The sequence below is a fragment of the Hymenobacter aranciens genome, assembly GCF_030580865.1.
Classification (GTDB): Bacteria; Bacteroidota; Bacteroidia; order Cytophagales; family Hymenobacteraceae; genus Hymenobacter; species Hymenobacter aranciens.
The window spans coordinates 47,380-66,967 of record NZ_JAUQSY010000006.1; the positions used below are offsets into that span (position 1 = coordinate 47,380).

The window sequence follows — 19,588 nt, forward strand, 5'->3', positions numbered from 1 at the left end:
AGAAAAAAAAAGAGTTTATAACAAAACATTACTAACTTGCGGCCGTAAAATGGCTCGAAGCAGCCGCCGATAGGGTGGTGGTTTTGTTGAATTCACTTCTCCAATCCGATTCGAACCCATGGGACTCTTTGATTTTCTTAGCGACAAAGGCGAGACAAAGCCCGCTGAATCAGCACCAAAACCGGCAACTACCGGAAAAGACGCAGATTTTTTCGGCACCGGCGAAACCAAACCTGACTCCAATACGTATACAGTTGTGAGCGGTGACACGCTTTCCAAAATTGCCAAACACCACTACGGCGACGGCGCCAAGTGGCATCAGATATACGAGGCCAATAAGGCCATCATCGGTAATAACCCTGACCGAATTGAAATAGGTCAGGTGTTAACGATACCTAGTCTCTAGGTACTTTTTTGCAGAAAAAAGGTGAGAAAAGCCACTCCGTTTCGGGGTGGTTTTTTTCGTTTATGGAGTTCTCGCTGCATCCGGGGTGAAGGTAACTGTCATGCAGGACGCAGTAAAGTGCGACGGTTGACAGAATATTTCTGCGCCGCTAATCGGTAGCTGCTTTTATTTGTGTTTCCGCTTTGTCCAAGCTTATGTCGCTCCACTTCCCTCCTTCTCTGCAGCGCGGCCAGCGCGTGGCCATCGTCAGCACCGCCCGCAAGATTATGGCCGAAGAGTTGACGCACGCCCAAAATATCTTGAATGATTGGGGCGTAGAAATAACCTTGGGTGAAAGTATTGCCAGCGACTTCCATCAGTTTGCCGGCGACGATGAGCTGCGCCGCCGCGATTTCCAGCGGCAGCTCGACGACCCCAACGTTCACGCTATTCTCTGCGCCCGGGGCGGCTACGGTACTGCCCGTATTGTTGACGAGCTGGATTTCTCGCGTTTTGCCCAACAGCCCAAGTGGATAGCAGGCTTTTCCGACATTACGGTGCTCAACTGTCATCTGCTGCGGCTGGGCTACGCCAGCATCCACGGGGTGATGGCGGTGCTCTTCGGCCAGGCTGGCGGCGAAATGGCAGTGGAAAGCCTGCGCCGGGCGCTGTTTGGCGAAGTCATTAACTACCAAGCGCCCGCTATGCCGCACAACCGCTTCGGCACGGCTACGGGCGAGTTGGTGGGTGGCAATCTGAGCTTGCTGCACACCCTCACGGGCACGCCTTCGCAGGTGAGCTTTGTAGGCCGCATTCTTTTTCTGGAAGATTTGGACGAATACCTCTACCACATCGACCGCATGATGCTACACTTGCACCGGAGTGGGCAGCTGGCGGGCTTGGCGGGGCTGGTAGTGGGTCACTTCTCGCTGATGCGCGATAATGCCGTGCCCTTTGGCGCCACGGCTTATGATGTGATTGACCGTTATGCGCAACTCTACGACTTTCCAGTCGCTTACGGGTTCCCCATCGGCCACGAGGCGGAGAACGGGGCCGTGGTGGTAGGCCGCGTGGTGCGGCTGACCGTGACAGACAGCGGCAGCAGTCTGGCCGATGCGGTGGATGTAGGGGCGGGGAAGTTATAGAATATGTACCCCGAATTCTCAATTCGGGGTACACGTCCTTGCGGAATAGATGGGCTAATGCAGCGGGCGTTTCTTCACCAAGCCGCCTTTGGTGTCGCGCACACTGTGCATCACTACGAAAGCGCGGGCGTCAATCTTATTGATTTCAGCCGTGAGTTGCGTGACTTCCAGGCGGGTGACGACGGTGAAAATAATATCTACCGTGTCGCGCATGTGGCCGCGGGAACCGTAGCCGCGCTTCCCGGCATACACCGTGACGCCCCGGCCGAGCTTCTCGGTGACCATGAGGCGGATTTCTTCGCTGCGCGAGGAAATAATGGTGACGCCGGTGTATTCTTCGATGCCTTCGATGAGAAAATCGACGGTTTTGGCAGCCGAAAGGTAGGCAAGGATGGAGTAGAGGGCCGTTTCGACAGAGAGCAGCCAAGCGGCCACGCCAAAGATGAGAATATTGATAAGCAGAATGATGTCGCCCACAGAGAGCGGCGTGCGCTTGCTGATGTACACGGCCAGCACCTCGGTGCCGTCGAGCACGGCGCCGCCGCGCATGGCCAGGCCCACGCCCGCTCCCAGGAAGAAGCCGCCGAACACGGCAATGAGCAGTTTGTCTTGGGTAAGCGTGGGAAAGGAAATGACCAGCAGCACGAGGGCCAAACCCAGAATGACGACCAGCGTGCGCAGGGCAAAGCCACGACCGTGCTGGAAGTAGCCCATTATCACGAATGGGATGTTGATGACGACAATCAACAGGGACAATGGCAGGCCGGTAACATGCGTGACCAGCAGCGACATACCCGTGACACCGCCATCAATAAAATCGTTGGGTAGCAGGAAGCCTTTGAGGCCCAAGGCTGCTGAGAACACGGAGGCTACCAGCAGGGACAGTTGCACCAGCTTGCGGCGCAGGTCCCAGCCGGTGAAGAAGGATTTCTCGCCGAAGGGCACCTGTACAGGCTGTTTGTTGAGCTCCAGAATGGGTTCCTGCCGATTGGTAGCAGCGGGAGATTGTTCGGATGTAGATTGTTCAATAGAAGGCATTAACACGTCATTTTTAAGCAGCCTGGGAAATTGCGGGCAGGCAGCAGGGTACCTGCTCATATTACCACCGCCGCATCTGAGAGCGGTGATGGCACGGCTTTATTGGCTCGAAGCCAAGAAGCCGGCGGATGAAAGCAAGCCGCAGCTAAGGAGCCTGGGGTGACAAAGCCACACGTAATAGGCACCGCTGGTGCGTGGCTAACGAGCGCATTGGATGGCCCTCTGCCAGCTGGCAACCATACAGCGACCAACTACGCCACCACTCTGGCAGTACCAGGCTGCAGACAGTTGCTGACGAACCTGTTACCGGCATTTCAAGGCAATGAACAGCCGGGCTTTCGGGGGTAATGGCTTCGGGCAGGAAGCCGTAGGCGGGCAATTTCAGCGACGGCCGCTGCTGGTGGGCCGACCGCTGGCTGGCGGTGGTTAGCGGAGTAGCCTGCGCGCTAGTCATGCCGCTTCCAAGCCACAGTAAAACTACCGTTAGCCAGCTTAGGTGAAGCAGAGCAGGAGAAGAATTGCGCAAAACAGTAGGATGAAAGCCTGGACAGTATACGAAAAAACCGCCCGACCCGACGGGGTCAAGCGGTTTTTTTGACGATAAACAACTGGCGAATTGAACTATGGGTTACTCGACGTAGAGCGTTTGGGTCACGGTCTGGCCCACGGCTTTGAGGGTTTTGCGGTCGATGATGTCCATATTATCCGTGGTGGCGTGGTGGTAGGCCGGGAAATATTCGTTACCGTAGGGCAGGTGGTCGATGATATCGACGGTGGGGATGCCGGCCTCGTTGGTGTAGACGTGGTCGTCGGTGATGCCGGGCGAATCCTGGAAGAGGAAGAAGTCGGTGTAGCCGAGGCGGGCGGCGGTATTCCAGATTTTATCGACGGCCGGGCGGGCGTTGTTGCGCGACAGCTCTTCGCGGCTGAACTTGCCGTTTTTGGCGCCTACCATGTCGAGCAGCACGCCGTATTCGGCTTTGTAATTGGCCGGTAGCAGATTCTTACCCCAGTACTGCGAGCCCAGGCACCAGGAGTCGCCGCTGCCTTCGAGCAGGTTTTTCTGGCCTTGCTGGGTGCCGCTGTCGTAGCCCCAGTCCTCGGCGTCGAAGAGAATGAAATCGACGCCGACGTTGGGAGCGAGGCTGTCGGTTTGGGCGGCCAGGATGCGGGCCATTTCGAGGGCTACGGCCACGCCGCTGGCCCCGTCGCTGGCCCCGTCGAGGGGTGCTTTGGGATTTTTGGGGTCGTTGTCGGCGTAGGGGCGGGTGTCCCAGTGCGCGAAGATGGCTACCCGGCGCGCGGCCTGCGGCTGGTACTGGGCAATGATGTTGCGGGCCTTGAGCATGGTGCCGTCGAAGGCCATGGCCTCGAAAGGTTGCTCTTTCACCGTCAGGCCCCAGCCTTTAAACTTATTCACCAGCCAGTTGCCGCAGGCTACGTGGGCCTTAGAATTGGGCACACGGGGGCCGAAAGCCACCTGTTTGGCGGTGAAGGCGTAGGCCGAGTCGGCGTTGAACACCGGGGCTTTGGGCAGGGGCGCTTCGGCGGTGGTGGTCGTGGCCTTTTCGGTGTCCTTTGTACTCGGGCAGGCGGTGAGGAGGAAGGTGGCGGCCAGCGCGGCCGGAAGGAAGCGGAATATGCGTTTCATGCGGCAGGCAATGTGGCGCGGACGGTGAAACCTCACCCCCCGACCCTCTCTCTGGTGGAGAGGGGGAGCCGGACGACTGTTTTTTAGGATTGTGGAGGCGTTTTATTCTTCGCTGTAGGCCCACTCGACGCCGGCGCGGGTGTCTTTGATGACGATGCCCTGGCTTTTGAGGGCCGCCCGGATTTCATCGACTTTGTCGTAGGCTTTGGTGGCTTTGGCTTCGTTGTAAAAGCTGAGGGTGAGGGCCAGTAGCTGCTCGGCATTGGCGCGGGGCTCGTCTTGCAGACCCAGGATGTCGCTGACCATGGCGCGGTAGGCCGTAGCAGCTTCGGCCATAGCCGGGGCCGACACGGTGGCCATAGCCGCCACACTGGCCGTGAGGGCGTTGAACTTACGCAGCAAGTTGAACAAGCTGGCGATGGCACGGGCGGTGTTCAGGTCGTCGTCCATGCCCACGAAGATGTCGGCCGTGAGCTTGCGCAGCTCGGCGTCGCCGGCGGCGGTGTCGGGTTCGTGGCCGTTGACAATGGGGTTCACGGTACGGTCGCGGATTACGTCGCTCGACAGGCTTTCGGCTTCCAGCTTGTCGAGCAGGCGCAGGCCGTTCATCAGCTTACGGTAGCCTTTGCGGGCAGCTTGCAGGGCCTCGTCGCTCACGTCGACAGGCGAGCGGTAATGCGCCTGCAGCAGGAAAAAGCGCACCACCATCGGCGAGTAGGACTGCGAGAGCCCGCCAGTAGCCTGCTTGAACATATCGCCGAGCAAAACAAAGTTACCCAGCGACTTGCTCATCTTCGTACCGTTCACGGTGATGAGGTTGTGGTGCATCCACACGCGGGCCTCGTCGGTGTGCGAGTGGCTGCCTTGGCTTTGCGCAATTTCGCACTCGTGGTGCGGAAACATCAGGTCAAGGCCGCCGCCGTGGATGTCCGACATATCCCCCAAATACTTACGGCTCATGGCCGAGCATTCGAGGTGCCAGCCGGGAAAGCCTTCGCCCCAGGGCGAGGGCCAGCGCATGATGTGCTCGGGCGAGGCTTTTTTCCAGAGGGCAAAATCCAGGGGGCTGCGCTTTTCATCCTGGCCGGCCAGGGTGTCGCGGGTGCCGGCCAGCTGGTCTTCAATATTGCGGTTCGAGAGCTTGCCGTAGCGCTGGTGCTCGTTGTAGCGGGGCACGTCGAAATACACCGAGCCGTTGACTTCGTAGGCAAGGCCGTTGGCCACAATTTCCTGGGTCATACCGATTTGCTCGATAATGTGGCCACTGGCCTGGGGCTCGATATCGGGCGGCAGGCAGCCCAGCGCCAGCATGTGCTGGCGGTAGAGGTTCACGTAGTGCTGGGCTATCTGCATGGGTTCCAGCTGGCGGGCGCGGGCGGCTTTGGCCATTTTGTCCTCGCCTTCGTCGGCGTCGCTTTCGAGGTGGCCCACGTCGGTCACGTTGCGCACGTAGCGCACGGTGTAGCCGAGGTGGCGCAGGTAGCGGGTCAGCACGTCGAACAGCACCGGGCCGCGGGCGTTGCCCAGGTGGGCCTCGCTATACACGGTGGGGCCGCACAGATACACGCCCACCTGGGGCGGGTGCAGGGGCTGAAACTCTTCTTTTTTGCGGGTAAGCGTATTATAAAGCGAAAGCGACATGGTACAAAGGTAGCGGGGCCGGCGCGCTACGCGGTGGCATTGGTCCCGTGAAATAAGGCAGCAGAAAAAACGCAACAACCCAGCGCCCGTTTTTGCTCAAGCCGATTGATTAATTTCTGACGACGACGACAACCAGCCCTGGCTCAAGCTTTCAGCGCAGCCGGTACTGCGCCTCCACCGGAAAGTGGTCGGACCAGGGGATTTCCCGGTGCACCCGACATCCCAGCACCTCCCACTCGGCCCCGGCAAACTGCTGGTCGATACGCAGGAAGGGCAGCTTGCCGTTGTAGGTGCTGCCGATGCCCATGCCCACGGTGGCCCAGGCGTTTTGGAGGTGGTCGGCCAGTTGGTCGTAGGTGTAGGAGTAGGGCAGGTCGTTGAGGTCGCCAGCCAGCAGCACGGGGTAGGGCGAGCGGGCCACGCGGGCCAGCACGGTATCAATCTGGGTGGCGCGGGCCACGGCGCCGTTGCGGAAGCGGCGCAGCAGGCCCCGGCCCTTGCGCTGGAACCCCGCGCGGCTGCCGGCGGCATCCACGATGTCGTTTTCGTCCAGGCTCATGCTTTGCAGATGCAGGTTGAAGACGCGGATGGTATCGTGCGGGCGGGCGAGGTCGGCCCACATGGCGTGATTTTGAGACAATTGCCCGAAGCTCACCGTGCCGCGCCGCACGATGGGGTAGCGCGAGAAGATGGCCAAACCGAACTCGGCCCCGATGCGGTTGGTGAGGGTTTTCGAGACGAAGGCCTGCCGGCCGCTGGCTTTTCCCAGATGCTCAACGGCCCGGAATACCTGGCCGTTTTCGCGCGAGCCCTGGGGCTCGTGGTAAAACTCCTGAAGGCAGAGTACGTCGGCCGGGCTGGCCGCCAGCCAGCGGATGAAGCCTTTGGAGGACGTATAATCGGGGTCACGCAGTTGAGCGTACACGTTGAAGATGCGCACGTTGGCCGACAGCAGCCGTACGCTGCCCGCCACCGGCGGCAGGAAGCCGGGCATCTGCCCGATGGGCGCGTTTTCCAAGGCCTTCGCATCGACCTGGGCCGACACCCAGCGGAACGGGTGCAGGGCCAGCCCGCGCTGCACGTGCGGCCAGCACAGCAGCAGCGCCAGTAGCGGCAGCAGCGCCACCCGCCAGTTGCGCCGCAGCCAATAAAGTGCCAGCGCGGCCGTGCCCAGCAGCGCCAGCGGCACCGTGAGCGCCCCAAACAGGGCCGGCCAGAACAGGCTGGCCGGAATCTGCTGGCAGGCAATGGCTACCAGTAGCCAGGCCAGCATCAGAAAGGTAATTTTGAGGGCGAAAGAGCGGCGCACGGCACTAGCAACGGACAGCCACAAAGGTAAGCCGGGGCCCGGGCAAGAACAGGACAAACAAAAGGCCGACATTTGTTGCACGAATTTTGTCGGTCGTGGGTTGCCCTGCTGCCCGAGGCAACGTTAGGCGGCTGTTTCGAGTCAGGTTAGTATATTTCTTAGTATCAGTAGTTCACTGCGGCCACCGCGTTTCTATGCATCTACCTTTTCCTTGCGAATACCGGGCCGGGGCCCGTTTTCTGATGAGTGGCCTGTTGCTGCTGCTCGGCGTTGTTTCGGCCCGGGCCACGGCGCCGGCAGCGCTCAGTCTGGAGTTCATTCCCAACAAAGGCCAGTGGGAGGCGCCGGTGCGCTACGCGGCCGCCATGCCCGGCGGGCGGCTGTTTCTGCAAAATAATGCTCTCACCTACAGCCTGCTATCATCAGATGCCTACCGCCACCCCGGCGAGCACGCCAAGGAGCAAGCTGCGAAAGCAGACGGCCGCGTGGCGGGCCACGCCTACACCGTGCATTTCGAGCACGGCGCCGCCAAGCCGCGCCTCACGGCCGAAACCCCGACGGCAGAAGTGCGCAACTACTTCCTGGGCAGCGACGAGCGGCGCTGGGCCAGCCAAGTACCCAGCTTCCGGCGGCTGCGCTACGGCGGCGTGTGGCCGGGCATCGACATGCAGCTGTACGAGAACACTGACCAACGCCTGGAGTACGATTTTCTGCTGTCACCCCGGGCAAATCCGGCCCGCATTGCCTTGCGCTACGAGGGTACCAGCGACCTACGTCTGGATAGCGAGGGTAATCTAATTATCAGCACATCGGTGGCTACCGTGACTGAGCTGGCGCCCCGCGCCTGGCAAACCAGCGCCAGCGGCCAGCGCCAGCACGTGGCCTGCCGCTACGTGCTCAACGGTCAGACCGTCAGCTTTGCACTGGGCACCTACGACAAGCAGCGCGCCCTGACCATCGACCCGGTAGTGGTGTTTTCGAGCTACACCGGCTCGACGGCCGACAACTGGGGCTACACGGCCACCTATGACCAGCAGGGTAACATGTACTCGGGCGGCATCGTGTTCGGCCCGGGCTTCCCAACCAACAATGGCGCATTCGACAGCAACTTTGGCTCTCTCTGCGACATTGCGCTTATCAAATACAACACCACGGCCCGCGGGCCGGCATCCCGGGTGTGGGCCAGCTACCTGGGCGGTGGCAACACCGAGTTTCCGCACAGCCTAGTAACCAACGCGCAGGGCGAATTGGTACTGCTGGGCAGCACCAGCTCGGCCGACTACCCGACTACGGGCGGCGCACTATCGCGGAGCTTTGGGGGCGGCACCCGATTGGAACCCTTTGGCTCATCTAACCCGGAACTTTCGTTGCGTAACGGTTCCGACCTCGTCGTGACGCGCTTCAATGCCAGCGGCAGCCAGCTGCAGGCCAGCACTTTTCTGGGCGGCAGCGGCAACGACGGGGTGCAGGAAGGCCATTCGGCCCTGGCCGTGAACTACGGCGATGCTTTCCGGGGCGACGTGCTGCTCGACGGTGCGGGCAATGTGTTCGTGGCTTCCAACACTACTTCGCCCAATTTCCCGGGCGCGCCCAGCAGCGGCCCCCGCGCCTACCACGGCGGCCTCGACGGCATTCTGTGCAAACTGCCGCCCGCGCTCAACACCATGACCTGGGCCAGCTACGTAGGCGGCAGCGGTAGCGACGCGCTGTACTCGGTGCAGGTTGACGGGCAGGGCCGGGTGTTTGCCAGCGGCGGCACCAACAGCCCGAACCTAAGCACTTCAGCAGGCGCCTACCACACTGGCTACCAAGGCCAAATTGACGGCTTTGTGGTTCGTTACGATGCGGCGGGCACCCAGCAGGCAGCCACCTACTTAGGCACTACTGCTTACGACCAGGCCCAGTTGCTGCAGCTCGATGGCAACGGCAGCCCGTATGTGTTTGGGCAAACGATGGGCGCTTTTCCGCGCACCTTGGGCCTCTACGGCAACGCCAATGGCTCAATGTTTATCCAGAAGCTGCACCCCGACCTCACGGCCAGTGTTTTTAGCACCACTTTTGGGCAGCGCGATGGCAGCGGCGTTCTCGTGCCCACAGCCTTTCTGGTGGATGACTGCGAGCGGGTGTACGTGGCCGGTTGGGGCGGCAACGTCAACGACGGATACCTGGGCGGCAACATCGCGGCCCTGCCCACCACGCCCGACGCCGGGCAGCCCGATACCGACGGCTCCGACTTCTACCTGGCCGAGTTTACGCCCGGCCTGCGGACGCTGGAGTATGCGACCTTCTTCGGCGAGCTTGGCTCACGCGGCGAACACGTCGACGGCGGCACCTCGCGCTTCGATAAGCGCGGGGTGGTATATCAGGCCGTGTGCGCCAGCTGCGGCGGCGGGCAAGGCTTCCCCACGCCCAGCGGAGCCGGCTACTACTCGGCCACTAATGGCAGCCCGAACTGCAACAATGCGGCTTTTAAAATCGATTTTCAGCCCGCCGTGGCCAGTCCGGGCCCCCGCCGGTCCGTATGCCTCGAAGGCGGACCGGTGGCGCTGGGCGGCACCCCGGCCGGGGGCGTCTGGAGCGGAACGGGGGTGCAAGCGGCACCGGGAGGCGGCTACCAGTTTACGCCCACCGCCGTAGGGCCTGGCGTCTATCCGCTAACGTACACGGTTGCTACCACCGGCATTTGCCAGGCCGTGCTGCGGGTCAATTACACCGTCATTCCGCCGGCCACAATGGCCTTCCCTCCCATTGCCGACCAGTGCAATGCCGGGCTGGCCGTGGAAATGCAGGCCAGCCCGGCTGGTGGCACCTACAGTGGGCGCGGCGTGACGGGCCGGCGCTTCGACCCGGCTGCGGCTGGCCCCGGCACTCACCTGCTCACCTACACGGTGTGCGATACTATTGTGGGCAGCGGCACCATTACCCAGCAAGTGGTGGTATCGGCTACGCCTACCGTAGTGGCCGGACCCGATACTACACTCTGCGCCAGCTTTATTCAAGCATTTCAACTCAGCGGCCAAAGCCCCGGCGGTGGCACCTGGAGCGGCCCCGGCGTCACGCCCGGCGGCTTTTTCACACCGCCCAGTACCAATAACCGGGGCGGCGTTTACCAGCTAACCTACACCATTTCGCGGCCGCCCTGCGTGGCAACGGCCACTCGTACGATAGTGCTGGCCCCCGCCCCCAGCACCGATGTCAGCCTCAACCTGCCACAGTGCGACGTGGCCCCACAATACTCGGGCCTGGCGCCGTTCGACTGCCAGCTGACGCCCATCCTGCAGGCCCCCAACGCTATTTACAGCTGGGATTTTGGCGACGGCAGCCCCGTTAGCAGCGAGGCCATGCCCACGCACCGCTACGAACGGCCCGGCAGCTACCGCGTCACGCTCACGGCGTCTTATTCCCACTGCCAGGTAATCACCCAGTTTGTGGCCGTGGAGGTAGGCGGCGTGTTCGTGCCCAACATCATCACGCCCAACGGCGACGGCCAGAACGACACCTTCCGCCCGCGCTTCAGCTGCCAGCCCACTTCGCTGAAGATATTCTCGCGCTGGGGCCAGGAGGTATATCGAACCGACAACTATACGGACAACTGGCAGGCCGAAAACTTGTCGGCGGGTATTTATTATTACCTCCTGCACGACACCGCTGGCCGCACTATGAAAGGCTGGGTGGAGGTGGTTAAGTAAATTAAATCTTAAGAGTTGACAGTAAAAAGCCCTGATGTTGAGTGAACGTCAGGGCTTTTTACTGTCAACTCTTAGCTTTATTCCGTCCAGCGCCGGTTGGCCTTTTTCTCCCCCGTGCGCTTCTTCGTTTCCAGCCGCTTGCGCACGGCGCCTGCGCTGGGCTTGGTGGCTTTGCGCGGCTTGGGGCGGCGCAGGCTGCGCTGCAGCAGCTCGTAGAAGCGCATCAGCACGAGGTCTTTGTTGCGAAGCTGGCTGCGGTCGTCCTGGGCCACGAGTAGCAGCAGGCCGTCGGCGGAGAGGCGCGGGGCCAGCTTTTCCAGCAGCAGCTGTTTCTGGTGCTCGCTGAGCAGCTGCGAATTTTGCAGATGAAAGCGCAGCTCTACCCGCGACTCCGTCTTGTTCACGTTCTGCCCACCCGGGCCGCTGGCGCGACTGGTCTGGAAGGTGATTTCGGGCAGAAACGCGGCGGGCGGCGGGAGCATTTTAAATTAAAAATGATAAATTAAAAATTGGGAACCCGGGCCATTCTGGTTTTTCGCCAATTTTTAATTCCGCTCCAGCAGCATGGCGCCGTAGGAATAACCGCCACCGAATACCGTCACAATCACCTTATTACCGGCCTTGATAGTATCCCACACCTCGGCCAGGGCGATGGCGGCTCCGGCGCAGCCGGTGTTGCCGAGGCGCTCAATGTTGCTCACAGCGCGCTCGGGCGCCAGGCCGAGCTGCTTGGCCACGTTCAGCGAGATGCGCAGGTTGGCCTGGTGCGGGATGAGGTAAGTCAGTTCCTGATTGGGAATGTGGTGCTTATCGAGCAGCGTTTGCGTCACGCGGGCCATGTAAGTGCAGGCCTGCTGGAACACATCGCGCCCGAAGGGCATCACGATGCCGCGCTCTACCGGCTTGAGGGTCACGGCTTCGTCGGCCTTGCTGACGGGGGCCGCGCCGCCCGTCACTACTTCGCGGATGAGCAGGTCGGCGGGGCTCATACGGTCTTTCGAGATGAGCAGAGCGGCCGCGCCGTCGCCCCAGAGGTGGCCCGCGATGGTGTCTTCCTCATTGTTGTAAGCCGTATTGTGCTCGCTCACCACAACCAGGGCGCGGCGGGCCTTATTCATGGCAAAGTAGCCTTCCACAATCTCCACCGCATTGAGCAGCGAGGAGCAGGCCGAGGAAATACTCACCGTCGGTATCTCATTGATACCGAGGTGACGCTGCACGGCGTGGGCAGCCGTAAAAATGGTATCGTGGGGCGTGTAGGTACCCACCACGATGAGGTCGATGCTGTCGGCGGCGAAGGCCGGGGCCTGGGCCAGCACCGCATCGGTGGCGGCAATGGCCATCGTATTGGAGTTTTCGCCGGGGGCCGCTTTACGACGCTCGCGAATGCCAGTACGTTCAATTATCCACTCGTCGGCCAAGCCGTTGAGGCGGGTAAAGTGGGCGTTATCAATGATGGCTGCCGGCAGATAGGCCGCCACGGAATGCAAGTACACGCGGAAATATTGGGTGGATAATCTAGGTGCAAAGGTACGCCACTGGTCTTGGAAGGATGGGCAATGCCCGAATCTTGTACGCGCCGGAAGCGACAGCCGTACCTTCGTGCCATGACTTTGCTGCACCACCTCGACCAGGGCCAGGGCCGGCCGCTGGTAATTCTCCACGGCCTTTTCGGTACCCTCGACAACTGGCACAGCCTCGCTCGCCGCTGGGCCACCGAGGCCGGCCTGCGCGTTATCAGCGTCGATTTGCGCAACCACGGCCGCTCCTTCCACAGCCCCGAGCACAGCTACGCCCTCATGGCGCAGGACGTGCTGCAGCTCTTCGACCACCTTGGCCTGGGTCCGGAGACCACGCTCATGGGCCACAGCATGGGCGGCAAAGTGGCCATGCGCCTCGCCCTCGACCACCCCGAACGGCTGGCCCAGCTCATCGTGGTGGATATTGCCCCACGCTTCTCCAACATGGAGCACCAAGACGACATCGTGGCCGGCCTGCAGGCCGTAGACCTGGCCGCCCTCGCCACCCGCCAGGAGGCCGACGCGGCGCTGGCCCGGCACATTCCGCAGTTGGGCGTGCGTCAGTTTCTGCTCAAGAACCTCTACCGCGCCGAAGACAACTCCTTCGCCTGGCGCATCAACCTGCCCGCCCTCACGGCCAGCCTGCCCGCCATTGGTGAGGAAACCGCTGGCAGTACGCCATTCCTAAAGCGCACGCTGTTCATTCGCGGCGGCAAATCGGATTACATCACGCCCGAAGACAAGCTGGTGGGCATCCCGGCGCTATTCCCCAACTCGCAGGTGGCTACCGTGGTCGATGCCGGCCACTGGGTACACGCCGAGAAGCCGGACGAGGTATTTGAGTTGGTGCGGAATTTTGTGGGGTGATAAATATCCGGCGCGTAGCACAGAAGACTTCACATCAGCTAGTCGCGCAAGCCAATGACAATATCATGCGTTATTGTAGCCAGCCAAGCTAACAGAATACCGACGAACAGCAGCAGCCTAAACCCAGCCCGGATTCCTGCCTGGGTGCGGGTCTGAGCGCGGCGATATGCCAGGCAGATTGCCCCCCCCATTCAGCAGGAGGCCAATTAGCCAACCACCTACTGCCAGTTCGGCGCGGTAGCGCGTGTGCATGGCCAGCCAGTGGCTGGAGGCTACCAACTCGTTTGCAACCACCACGCATAACTGCCAGACCACCGTACCCAATACGGTGCCCGCAAAGCCCTTAATAAATAAACCTAAGGGCCGTGTAGTAGCGGGCTCGGAAATCATGGCTACAGTTTCACGCACACATTTTGCGCCTCGGTAAAGAAGCGTAACGCCTCCAGCCCACCCTCGCGGCCGACGCCGGAGTTTTTCATGCCGCCGAAGGGGGTGCGCAGGTCGCGGTGCAGCCAGGTGTTTATCCACACGATGCCGCTGTGTAAGGCGTGGGCCACGCGGTGAGCACGCTGAATATCACGAGTCCAGAGCGTGGCCGAGAGGCCGTAGTCGGTGCTGTTGGCCATGCTCAGGACCTCTTCCTCGGTATCGAAGGGCGTGAGCGTGACGACGGGACCGAAAATTTCTTCCTGGTTGGTGCGGCAGTCGAAGGGCAGGTTTTCGAACACCGTAGGGGCCAGAAAATAGCCCTCGGCGCAGCGGCCGGGCACCTGCACGCGCTGCCCACCGGCCAGCAGACGGCCACCTTCCTCTTTGGCCAGCTCAATGTATGCCAGCACCTTGTGCAAATGCGCTTCGCTTACCAGCGCGCCCTGCGTGGTACTGGCTTCCTGCGGGTCGCCCACGCGCTGCTCGGCCAGCTGCTGCAGGAATTCGGCCTTGAACTGCTCGTAAATCGGCCGCTCGATGAACAGGCGTGAGCCGCAAAGGCAAATCTGGCCCTGGTTGGCGAAGCTGCTGCGGATGCTGGTTCTGACGGCCGTGGCTAAGTCACAGTCGGCGAAGATGATATTGGGATTCTTACCACCCAGCTCCAGGCTGAGCTTCTTGAACATGGGCGCCGCCGTGCGGGCCAGGTGCCGCCCCGTAGCCGTGCCTCCCGTGAAGCTGATGGCCTTGATGCCGGGATGCTCCACGATGGCTTGCCCGCAGTTAGGCCCGTTGCCGTGGATGATGTTGAGCACGCCCGCCGGCAGGCCCGCTTCGATGCACAGCTCACTCAGCAGAAAAGCCGTAGCGGGCGTAATTTCCGAGGGCTTGGCCACCACGCAGCAGCCCACGGCCAGCGCGGGCGCTATTTTCCAGGTGAAGAGATAGAGCGGCAGGTTCCAGGGCGAAATGCAGCCCACCACGCCCACGGGGTGGCGCACGGTGTAGTTCACGGCCACGCCGTCCTGCACGTGGGCCTCGGTGGCGAAGTGGCCGGCGGCGGTGCCGAAGAAATGGAAGTTACTGGCAGCCCGCGGAATATCCATCACCCGGGCCAAACTCAGCGGCTTGCCGTTGTCGCGGCTTTCGGCCTCGGCCAGGCGCTCCAGGTTGGCGTCGATAAGGTCGGCAATGCGAACGAGCAGGCGGCCGCGGTCTTCGGCGGACAGGGCGCGCCAGGCGGGCAGGGCAGCTTCGGCGGCGGCCACGGCGGCGGCCACGTCATCGGGGCCCGAGTCAGGAATGAGGCCGTACACCTGGCCGGTGGCGGGCTCCACGTTGTCGAGGTAGCGGCTGGTCAGGGGTGGGACGAGCTGGCCGTTAAGGTAATTCTGAATCTGAAGCATGAGGAGGATGGCGCGACACGCCAGTAGCCCAAATGTAGTGGCTGGCGCGAACATGTACCCGCTGGTTCAGTGCCGGCTATTTGCCATTTGGCTGCCAAACGCTCGTGTACCTTTGCAGCATTACGCCTACTCCGCATAGTTCATCTCGCTTCTACATGACTGCTTCCGAAACCTGGCAACCTACGATGCCGCGCATGCCCCGCTGGCAGGTGATTGCTCTTGCAGTGTTGGCCCAGTTGCTCCTATTGGCCTCTACATTCAACAGGCTGCTATTTCATCCCGGTGATTACATAATTGTGGACCATTATGACGGTGTGAAGAGCTACTTCTCCATTGCCTCATTTTTGCAGCAGCCGCTGGGCGATGGCATGCTGTTGCACGGTCATAATTACCCATTTGGCGAATACATGTACTACACCGATAGTACCCCACTGGTGGTGGCCCCCTTGCACTGGTTAGTGCAAACTGTGCCGGCGCTGGCGCCATATGGCCTCTACATCTACGACTTATTCGTTCTTTCGAGCATCGTTATCAGTTCGGCGCTGCTGGTGCTGATACTGCGGCGGCTGGCCGTACCCACTGCCCTGACGCTGCTATTGGCTGTGGCTCTACCGTGGTTGGGACCGCAGACCGTACGCCTCAACGTCGGGCACATGAGCTTGGCCTACACTCCAGCCATTCTGTTTGGCATTTTGGCCTTGCAAAAGCTGTATGACGCCTGGCGCGCAGATGCTGCATTATGGAAACCATTCAGCTTATTGTTGTTCGGTATTGTCGTCACTTCATGGCTGCACTTCTATTACCTGCCATTGCTAGGAGGCTCCCTGGCCTTCTTTGCAATAGTACTGCTGGCTGAGCGCCCACTACGACGGCGCTGGCGGGAACTGATAGTATGCACGGGGGTCACCCTGCTTAGCTCACTGGTGCTGACTGCGGGCCTACTCATGCTGCTCGACCCGCTTCAAGGACAGCGCGAGACACGCAGTGGCGGTTATGATTGGATAGAATGGAAATTCCAGTTCGGAGCCTTGTTTCAAGGCTATGTGTTCACTAAAATTCGCTTTCCATTTGAGCGCACCGCTGTAGCGCCTTACGAGTCAGCGGCATACCTGACTGGTTTTGTGTTATTTGGCCTACTAGTAGTGGCTGTGTTGCTGGCAGTGCGGCGCCTGCCAGCGGGCGCCCGCCTGCCTCGTCTGGCGGCCGACGACAATGCCCGCTTCCTGCTTTATCTGCTCCTTGCCAGTTTGCCATTGGCATTCATTGCGCTGGGTGAGAATATAGAGCTGGATGGCGGAGCGTATGTGATTCATAATTACCTGAATGTATTTCGCTGGCTGCACAAGGTTACCGACCGGGTAACCCAGTTTCGGGCACTTGGCCGCTTTATCTGGCCGTTCTGGTGGGCGGTAGTGCTGGGCTTTAGCTGGTATGTGGCGCGCTGGTGGCGTCTGGGGGGCTTGCGCTGGGTACTGCTGGCGCTGTGCGTCATCCTGGTAGTAGACACCCTCAATGCCAGGCATTTTTATCATACTGTACCTCAAAAAGACAACCTGTTTGCCTTTGGGCCGCGGTCTGAACCCGTTCGCCAGCTACTACAGCAGGTGGATAGCCACCGCTACCAGGCCCTGCTGCCATTACCCTACTATCACAGCGGCACCGATGCGCGGGAAGGAGTCATCAATCTCATCGTGGACCCCGACGACCCGCACTGCAACGTTACTTACCAGCTATCGATATTTTCGAACTTGCCGCTGATGTCACACAAGGCTACCCGGGCCATTACGGAACAGGCGCAAGCACTGTACTCTATGTTCCGCCCTGGTGGCCCCGACCCAGCGTTTCTGGCCCGTCTCGATACACGTCCGATACTAGTATTCCTCGATACGGCCTATTACGATGGCCGCAATAATTACTACCGTGACTTGCTCAAGCCCGAAGAGCGACCTGAGATGCGAGCTATTTTCGAGCGAGGTCCCGACTTTATCCGGGAGCAGCAGATGCGCCGTCTTGCTCACCAAGGCAGTTGGTCGCTTTATGAGTGGCAGCCGCGACACTAAGCCAGAAATTAAGCGGGCCGTTGGCTGTTCCCTTGTAATTTTACGCCCTATCCCGATTACTAATGAAAGTTTGTTTTTCCCTTCTTATCGCAGCCGTAGTAGTAGCTGGCTGTAGCTCCGACCGCAATAGTCCAAACTCGAAGACGGTCATGCAAAACGACTTTGAAGGCATGAGCGGCTGGTTTCCAGATGCTCAGCTCGCCTCAATCAGCCACGATGTGGCGCACTCTGGGCGCTACTCCCTCCGAGCGGGCGCAGGTAACGAATACAGCTTATCGTACAAAGGAGCCCTGCGCCAGATATTCGAAACCCGGCCGGCCAAAATCAAGGTATCGGGCTGGGGTTTCCTATCGACGCCCGATGCCAAAGGCACGCTGGTAGTCGCCATCAACGACCCTCTGGCGCCTGAGGGCGAGCCGCTACTCTGGGCCGGACTCGATTTGGCTGAAGCGGTGAAGAGCCCCAATAAATGGGTTGAAGTAAGCAAGACTATCGAGTTGCCAGCTACCGCCACGCCCGAAAGTGTGCTTACGATATACCTGTGGGGTAACAGCGGCCAGCCTGTTTATCTGGATGATATCCAGTTGGAGAAGGAATAGGCTCACTTAACGGGGTTTCTGCGCCAGCGCAAACACGCTCACGCCCAGCGACAGACTGAGAAAGCGCAGCATACGATTTTCGAGCTTCACCCAATTCAATGTCAGGCTGTTGACCGGGCCAGCAAAGTGCTTCAGGTCGCCGGTGGAACCGGCCTCGCTTTTGGTGGGCACGAGGCCGCCCAGTAGGCGCTTGCCCAGGCGCAAGGCAGCCGTAGGAAAGTACACCGCCGTGTTTCAGAAAGAGCTACGCTCGATGCGCAAGCCTTGCTGCTCGAGGACCGTGCAAAGCCCCTGGCGCGAGTAGCGGCGGAAGTGGTGGTTCACTACGTCGTGCTCGCTCCAGAGGTAGGTGTGGGCGGGCACAAACACCAGCAGCCAGCCGCCGGGCTTCAGCACGCGCACCCATTCGTCCAGGGCGCATTGCTCATCTTCAATGTGTTCCAGCACATCAGAGGCAATTACCAGGTCGAAGCGGTTGTCGGCAAATTGCAGGTTAGCGCCATCCATTACCGACACGTTAGCCATGACGCAGGCCTGGGCCAGTTCGATGGCCGGCGCGCTTACGTTGATACCCGTCAGGTCGGTGTATCCTACGGTGCGCAGGCGCTGCAGCAGCGGGCCGCCCGAGCAGCCGATTTCCAGCACAGTGGCCGTGGGAGGCAGTTGAAGCTGCCTCACCAGGCCGTAAACCGCATCGCGGCGGCTGGCAAACCACCAGTACTATTCTTCAAGCTGATGATAACTAGCTTCGTAAGCCAGGTTCATAAGGCAGTAAAAACACGCGTTTATGCGCCAGGATTGGTTTCCGAATGCGGCGGCAAGTTGGTGTCAGCCACGAAATACAGCGGCCGCTGGCGCACATTGGCCGACAGGCGGGCCAGGTACTCCCCAATGACGCCAACGGCAATCAACTGCACTCCTCCCAGAAATAAAATACTGACCATCAACGAAGCCCAGCCCGGTTCGTAGCTGTGCGAAATGAAGCGCGAATACAGCGTGTAAAGCATTACTACGAACGCAATGCCTGACACGGCAAAGCCCATGAGCGTGGCCCCTTTCAGCGGCGCATCCGAGAAAGCCGTGATGCCGTCGAGGGCCAGGCGAATCATCTTGCGATAGGTGTAGCCGGTTTCGCCACCGGCGCGCTCGGCGCGGTCGTACTCCACAAAAGTCTGCCGGTAGCCAATCCAGGAAATCTGGCCCCGCAGAAATTTATTTTGCTCGGGCATACGCCGCAGGCCCTCCACTACCTTCCGCGAAATGATACGGAAGTCGCCAGTATCGACGGGAATAGAAACGTTGGTAATACTGGCCAGAATCCGATAGAATAAGCGGGCAGTCAGCTTTTTGGCCGCGCTTTCACCCTGTCGCGAGCGGCGCCGGGCATACACAACCTCGTAGCCCTCGCGCATTTTCTGGTAGAGTTCCGGAATGAGCTCCGGCGGGTCCTGCAGGTCGGCATCGATGATGACGACGGCCTCACCGGCGGCCCGGTCGAGGCCAGCCGTGACGGCAATCTGGTGGCCGAAGTTGCGGCTTAGGTCGATGTAGCGCACCCGCTCGTCGCGGGCGGCCAGCAGGTGCAACAGGTGCAACGACTGGTCACGCGAGCCGTCGTTGATAAAAATAAACTCGAAGCTCACCCGCATGCTTTCCAGCACGCCCAGCAGGCGGGTATAAAGGGCGTCGATATTTGCCTCTTCGTTGTAAATGGGGATGATAATTGAGAAATCCATAGCGGAAAAATAAGGCCTTGGCAAGAAGTATGGTGGCAGCGACAAGGCGTTACCCTGCTAAAAATCAGGACCTGGAAAGCAATAACATTTTTTGGCAGTGATTATTCCATTGC

The 19,588-nt window shown here is 60.5% G+C and carries 16 protein-coding genes; 6 read left to right on the forward strand and 10 right to left on the reverse strand.

Annotated features, from left to right (window positions below):
* Positions 1 to 118 precede the first annotated feature (118 nt).
* Positions 119 to 406, forward strand: coding sequence for a LysM peptidoglycan-binding domain-containing protein (locus Q5H93_RS09975; protein WP_305006379.1), 288 nt, complete (start codon positions 119 to 121; stop codon positions 404 to 406).
* Positions 407 to 600: 194 nt separating this feature from the next.
* Positions 601 to 1,530, forward strand: coding sequence for a S66 peptidase family protein (locus Q5H93_RS09980; RefSeq protein WP_305006380.1), 930 nt, complete (start codon positions 601 to 603; stop codon positions 1,528 to 1,530).
* A gap of 54 nt (positions 1,531 to 1,584) precedes the next feature.
* On the opposite strand, the gene Q5H93_RS09985 is transcribed toward Q5H93_RS09980, so the two are convergent.
* The 4 genes from Q5H93_RS09985 to Q5H93_RS10000 all read right to left on the reverse strand — a co-directional run bounded on the left by Q5H93_RS09985 (position 1,585) and on the right by Q5H93_RS10000 (position 7,169).
* Positions 1,585 to 2,568, reverse strand: a complete 984-nt coding sequence (locus tag Q5H93_RS09985) for a YitT family protein (RefSeq protein ID WP_305006381.1) — start codon at positions 2,566 to 2,568, stop codon at positions 1,585 to 1,587.
* Between the two features lie 628 nt (positions 2,569 to 3,196).
* Positions 3,197 to 4,219: a M28 family peptidase gene (locus Q5H93_RS09990; RefSeq protein WP_305006382.1), complete on the reverse strand. Its 1,023-nt coding sequence runs from the start codon at positions 4,217 to 4,219 to the stop codon at positions 3,197 to 3,199.
* Positions 4,220 to 4,321: 102 nt separating this feature from the next.
* Positions 4,322 to 5,860, reverse strand: coding sequence for a cysteine--tRNA ligase (gene cysS, locus Q5H93_RS09995; protein WP_305006383.1), 1,539 nt, complete (start codon positions 5,858 to 5,860; stop codon positions 4,322 to 4,324).
* Between the two features lie 151 nt (positions 5,861 to 6,011).
* Positions 6,012 to 7,169 (reverse strand): endonuclease/exonuclease/phosphatase family protein, encoded by a 1,158-nt coding sequence (locus Q5H93_RS10000; protein ID WP_305006384.1) that lies wholly within the window; start codon positions 7,167 to 7,169, stop codon positions 6,012 to 6,014.
* 194 nt (positions 7,170 to 7,363) lie between these two features.
* On the opposite strand from Q5H93_RS10000, the gene Q5H93_RS10005 reads away from it, so the two are divergent.
* Positions 7,364 to 10,858, forward strand: a complete 3,495-nt coding sequence (locus Q5H93_RS10005) for a DUF7948 domain-containing protein (RefSeq protein ID WP_305006385.1) — start codon at positions 7,364 to 7,366, stop codon at positions 10,856 to 10,858.
* A 77-nt stretch (positions 10,859 to 10,935) separates the two neighbouring features.
* Here Q5H93_RS10005 and arfB read toward each other — a convergent pair whose 3' ends face one another.
* Together arfB and Q5H93_RS10015 are read right to left on the reverse strand one after the other, a co-directional pair.
* Positions 10,936 to 11,340 carry an alternative ribosome rescue aminoacyl-tRNA hydrolase ArfB gene (gene arfB, locus Q5H93_RS10010; RefSeq protein ID WP_305006386.1) on the reverse strand — a complete coding sequence of 135 codons (405 nt, stop codon included), beginning with the start codon at positions 11,338 to 11,340 and terminating at the stop codon, positions 10,936 to 10,938.
* Between the two features lie 63 nt (positions 11,341 to 11,403).
* Positions 11,404 to 12,354, reverse strand: coding sequence for a 3-oxoacyl-ACP synthase III family protein (locus Q5H93_RS10015; RefSeq protein WP_305006387.1), 951 nt, complete (start codon positions 12,352 to 12,354; stop codon positions 11,404 to 11,406).
* 111 nt (positions 12,355 to 12,465) lie between these two features.
* Between Q5H93_RS10015 and Q5H93_RS10020 the strand changes: the two genes are divergently transcribed.
* On the forward strand, positions 12,466 to 13,245 hold the full coding sequence (locus tag Q5H93_RS10020; RefSeq protein WP_305006388.1) for an alpha/beta fold hydrolase: 780 nt from the start codon (positions 12,466 to 12,468) through the stop codon (positions 13,243 to 13,245).
* A gap of 392 nt (positions 13,246 to 13,637) precedes the next feature.
* On the opposite strand, the gene Q5H93_RS10025 is transcribed toward Q5H93_RS10020, so the two are convergent.
* Positions 13,638 to 15,080: an aldehyde dehydrogenase gene (locus Q5H93_RS10025; RefSeq protein WP_305006389.1), complete on the reverse strand. Its 1,443-nt coding sequence runs from the start codon at positions 15,078 to 15,080 to the stop codon at positions 13,638 to 13,640.
* Between the two features lie 155 nt (positions 15,081 to 15,235).
* Here Q5H93_RS10025 and Q5H93_RS10030 point away from each other — a divergent pair, with 155 nt between their 5' ends.
* Both Q5H93_RS10030 and Q5H93_RS10035 read left to right on the forward strand, forming a co-directional pair.
* Positions 15,236 to 17,140, forward strand: a complete 1,905-nt coding sequence (locus tag Q5H93_RS10030) for a DUF6311 domain-containing protein (protein ID WP_305006390.1) — start codon at positions 15,236 to 15,238, stop codon at positions 17,138 to 17,140.
* A gap of 149 nt (positions 17,141 to 17,289) precedes the next feature.
* On the forward strand, positions 17,290 to 17,739 hold the full coding sequence (locus Q5H93_RS10035; RefSeq protein ID WP_305006391.1) for a hypothetical protein: 450 nt from the start codon (positions 17,290 to 17,292) through the stop codon (positions 17,737 to 17,739).
* Positions 17,740 to 17,745: 6 nt separating this feature from the next.
* On the opposite strand, the gene Q5H93_RS10040 is transcribed toward Q5H93_RS10035, so the two are convergent.
* The 3 genes from Q5H93_RS10040 to Q5H93_RS10050 form a co-directional block, all read right to left on the reverse strand.
* A complete protein-coding gene (locus tag Q5H93_RS10040; protein WP_305006392.1) occupies positions 17,746 to 17,964 on the reverse strand; it encodes a hypothetical protein in 219 nt (72 codons plus the stop codon).
* A 9-nt stretch (positions 17,965 to 17,973) separates the two neighbouring features.
* On the reverse strand, positions 17,974 to 18,417 hold the full coding sequence (locus Q5H93_RS10045; protein WP_305006393.1) for a class I SAM-dependent methyltransferase: 444 nt from the start codon (positions 18,415 to 18,417) through the stop codon (positions 17,974 to 17,976).
* A 107-nt stretch (positions 18,418 to 18,524) separates the two neighbouring features.
* Positions 18,525 to 19,475, reverse strand: coding sequence for a glycosyltransferase family 2 protein (locus Q5H93_RS10050; protein ID WP_305006394.1), 951 nt, complete (start codon positions 19,473 to 19,475; stop codon positions 18,525 to 18,527).
* Positions 19,476 to 19,588 lie beyond the last annotated feature (113 nt).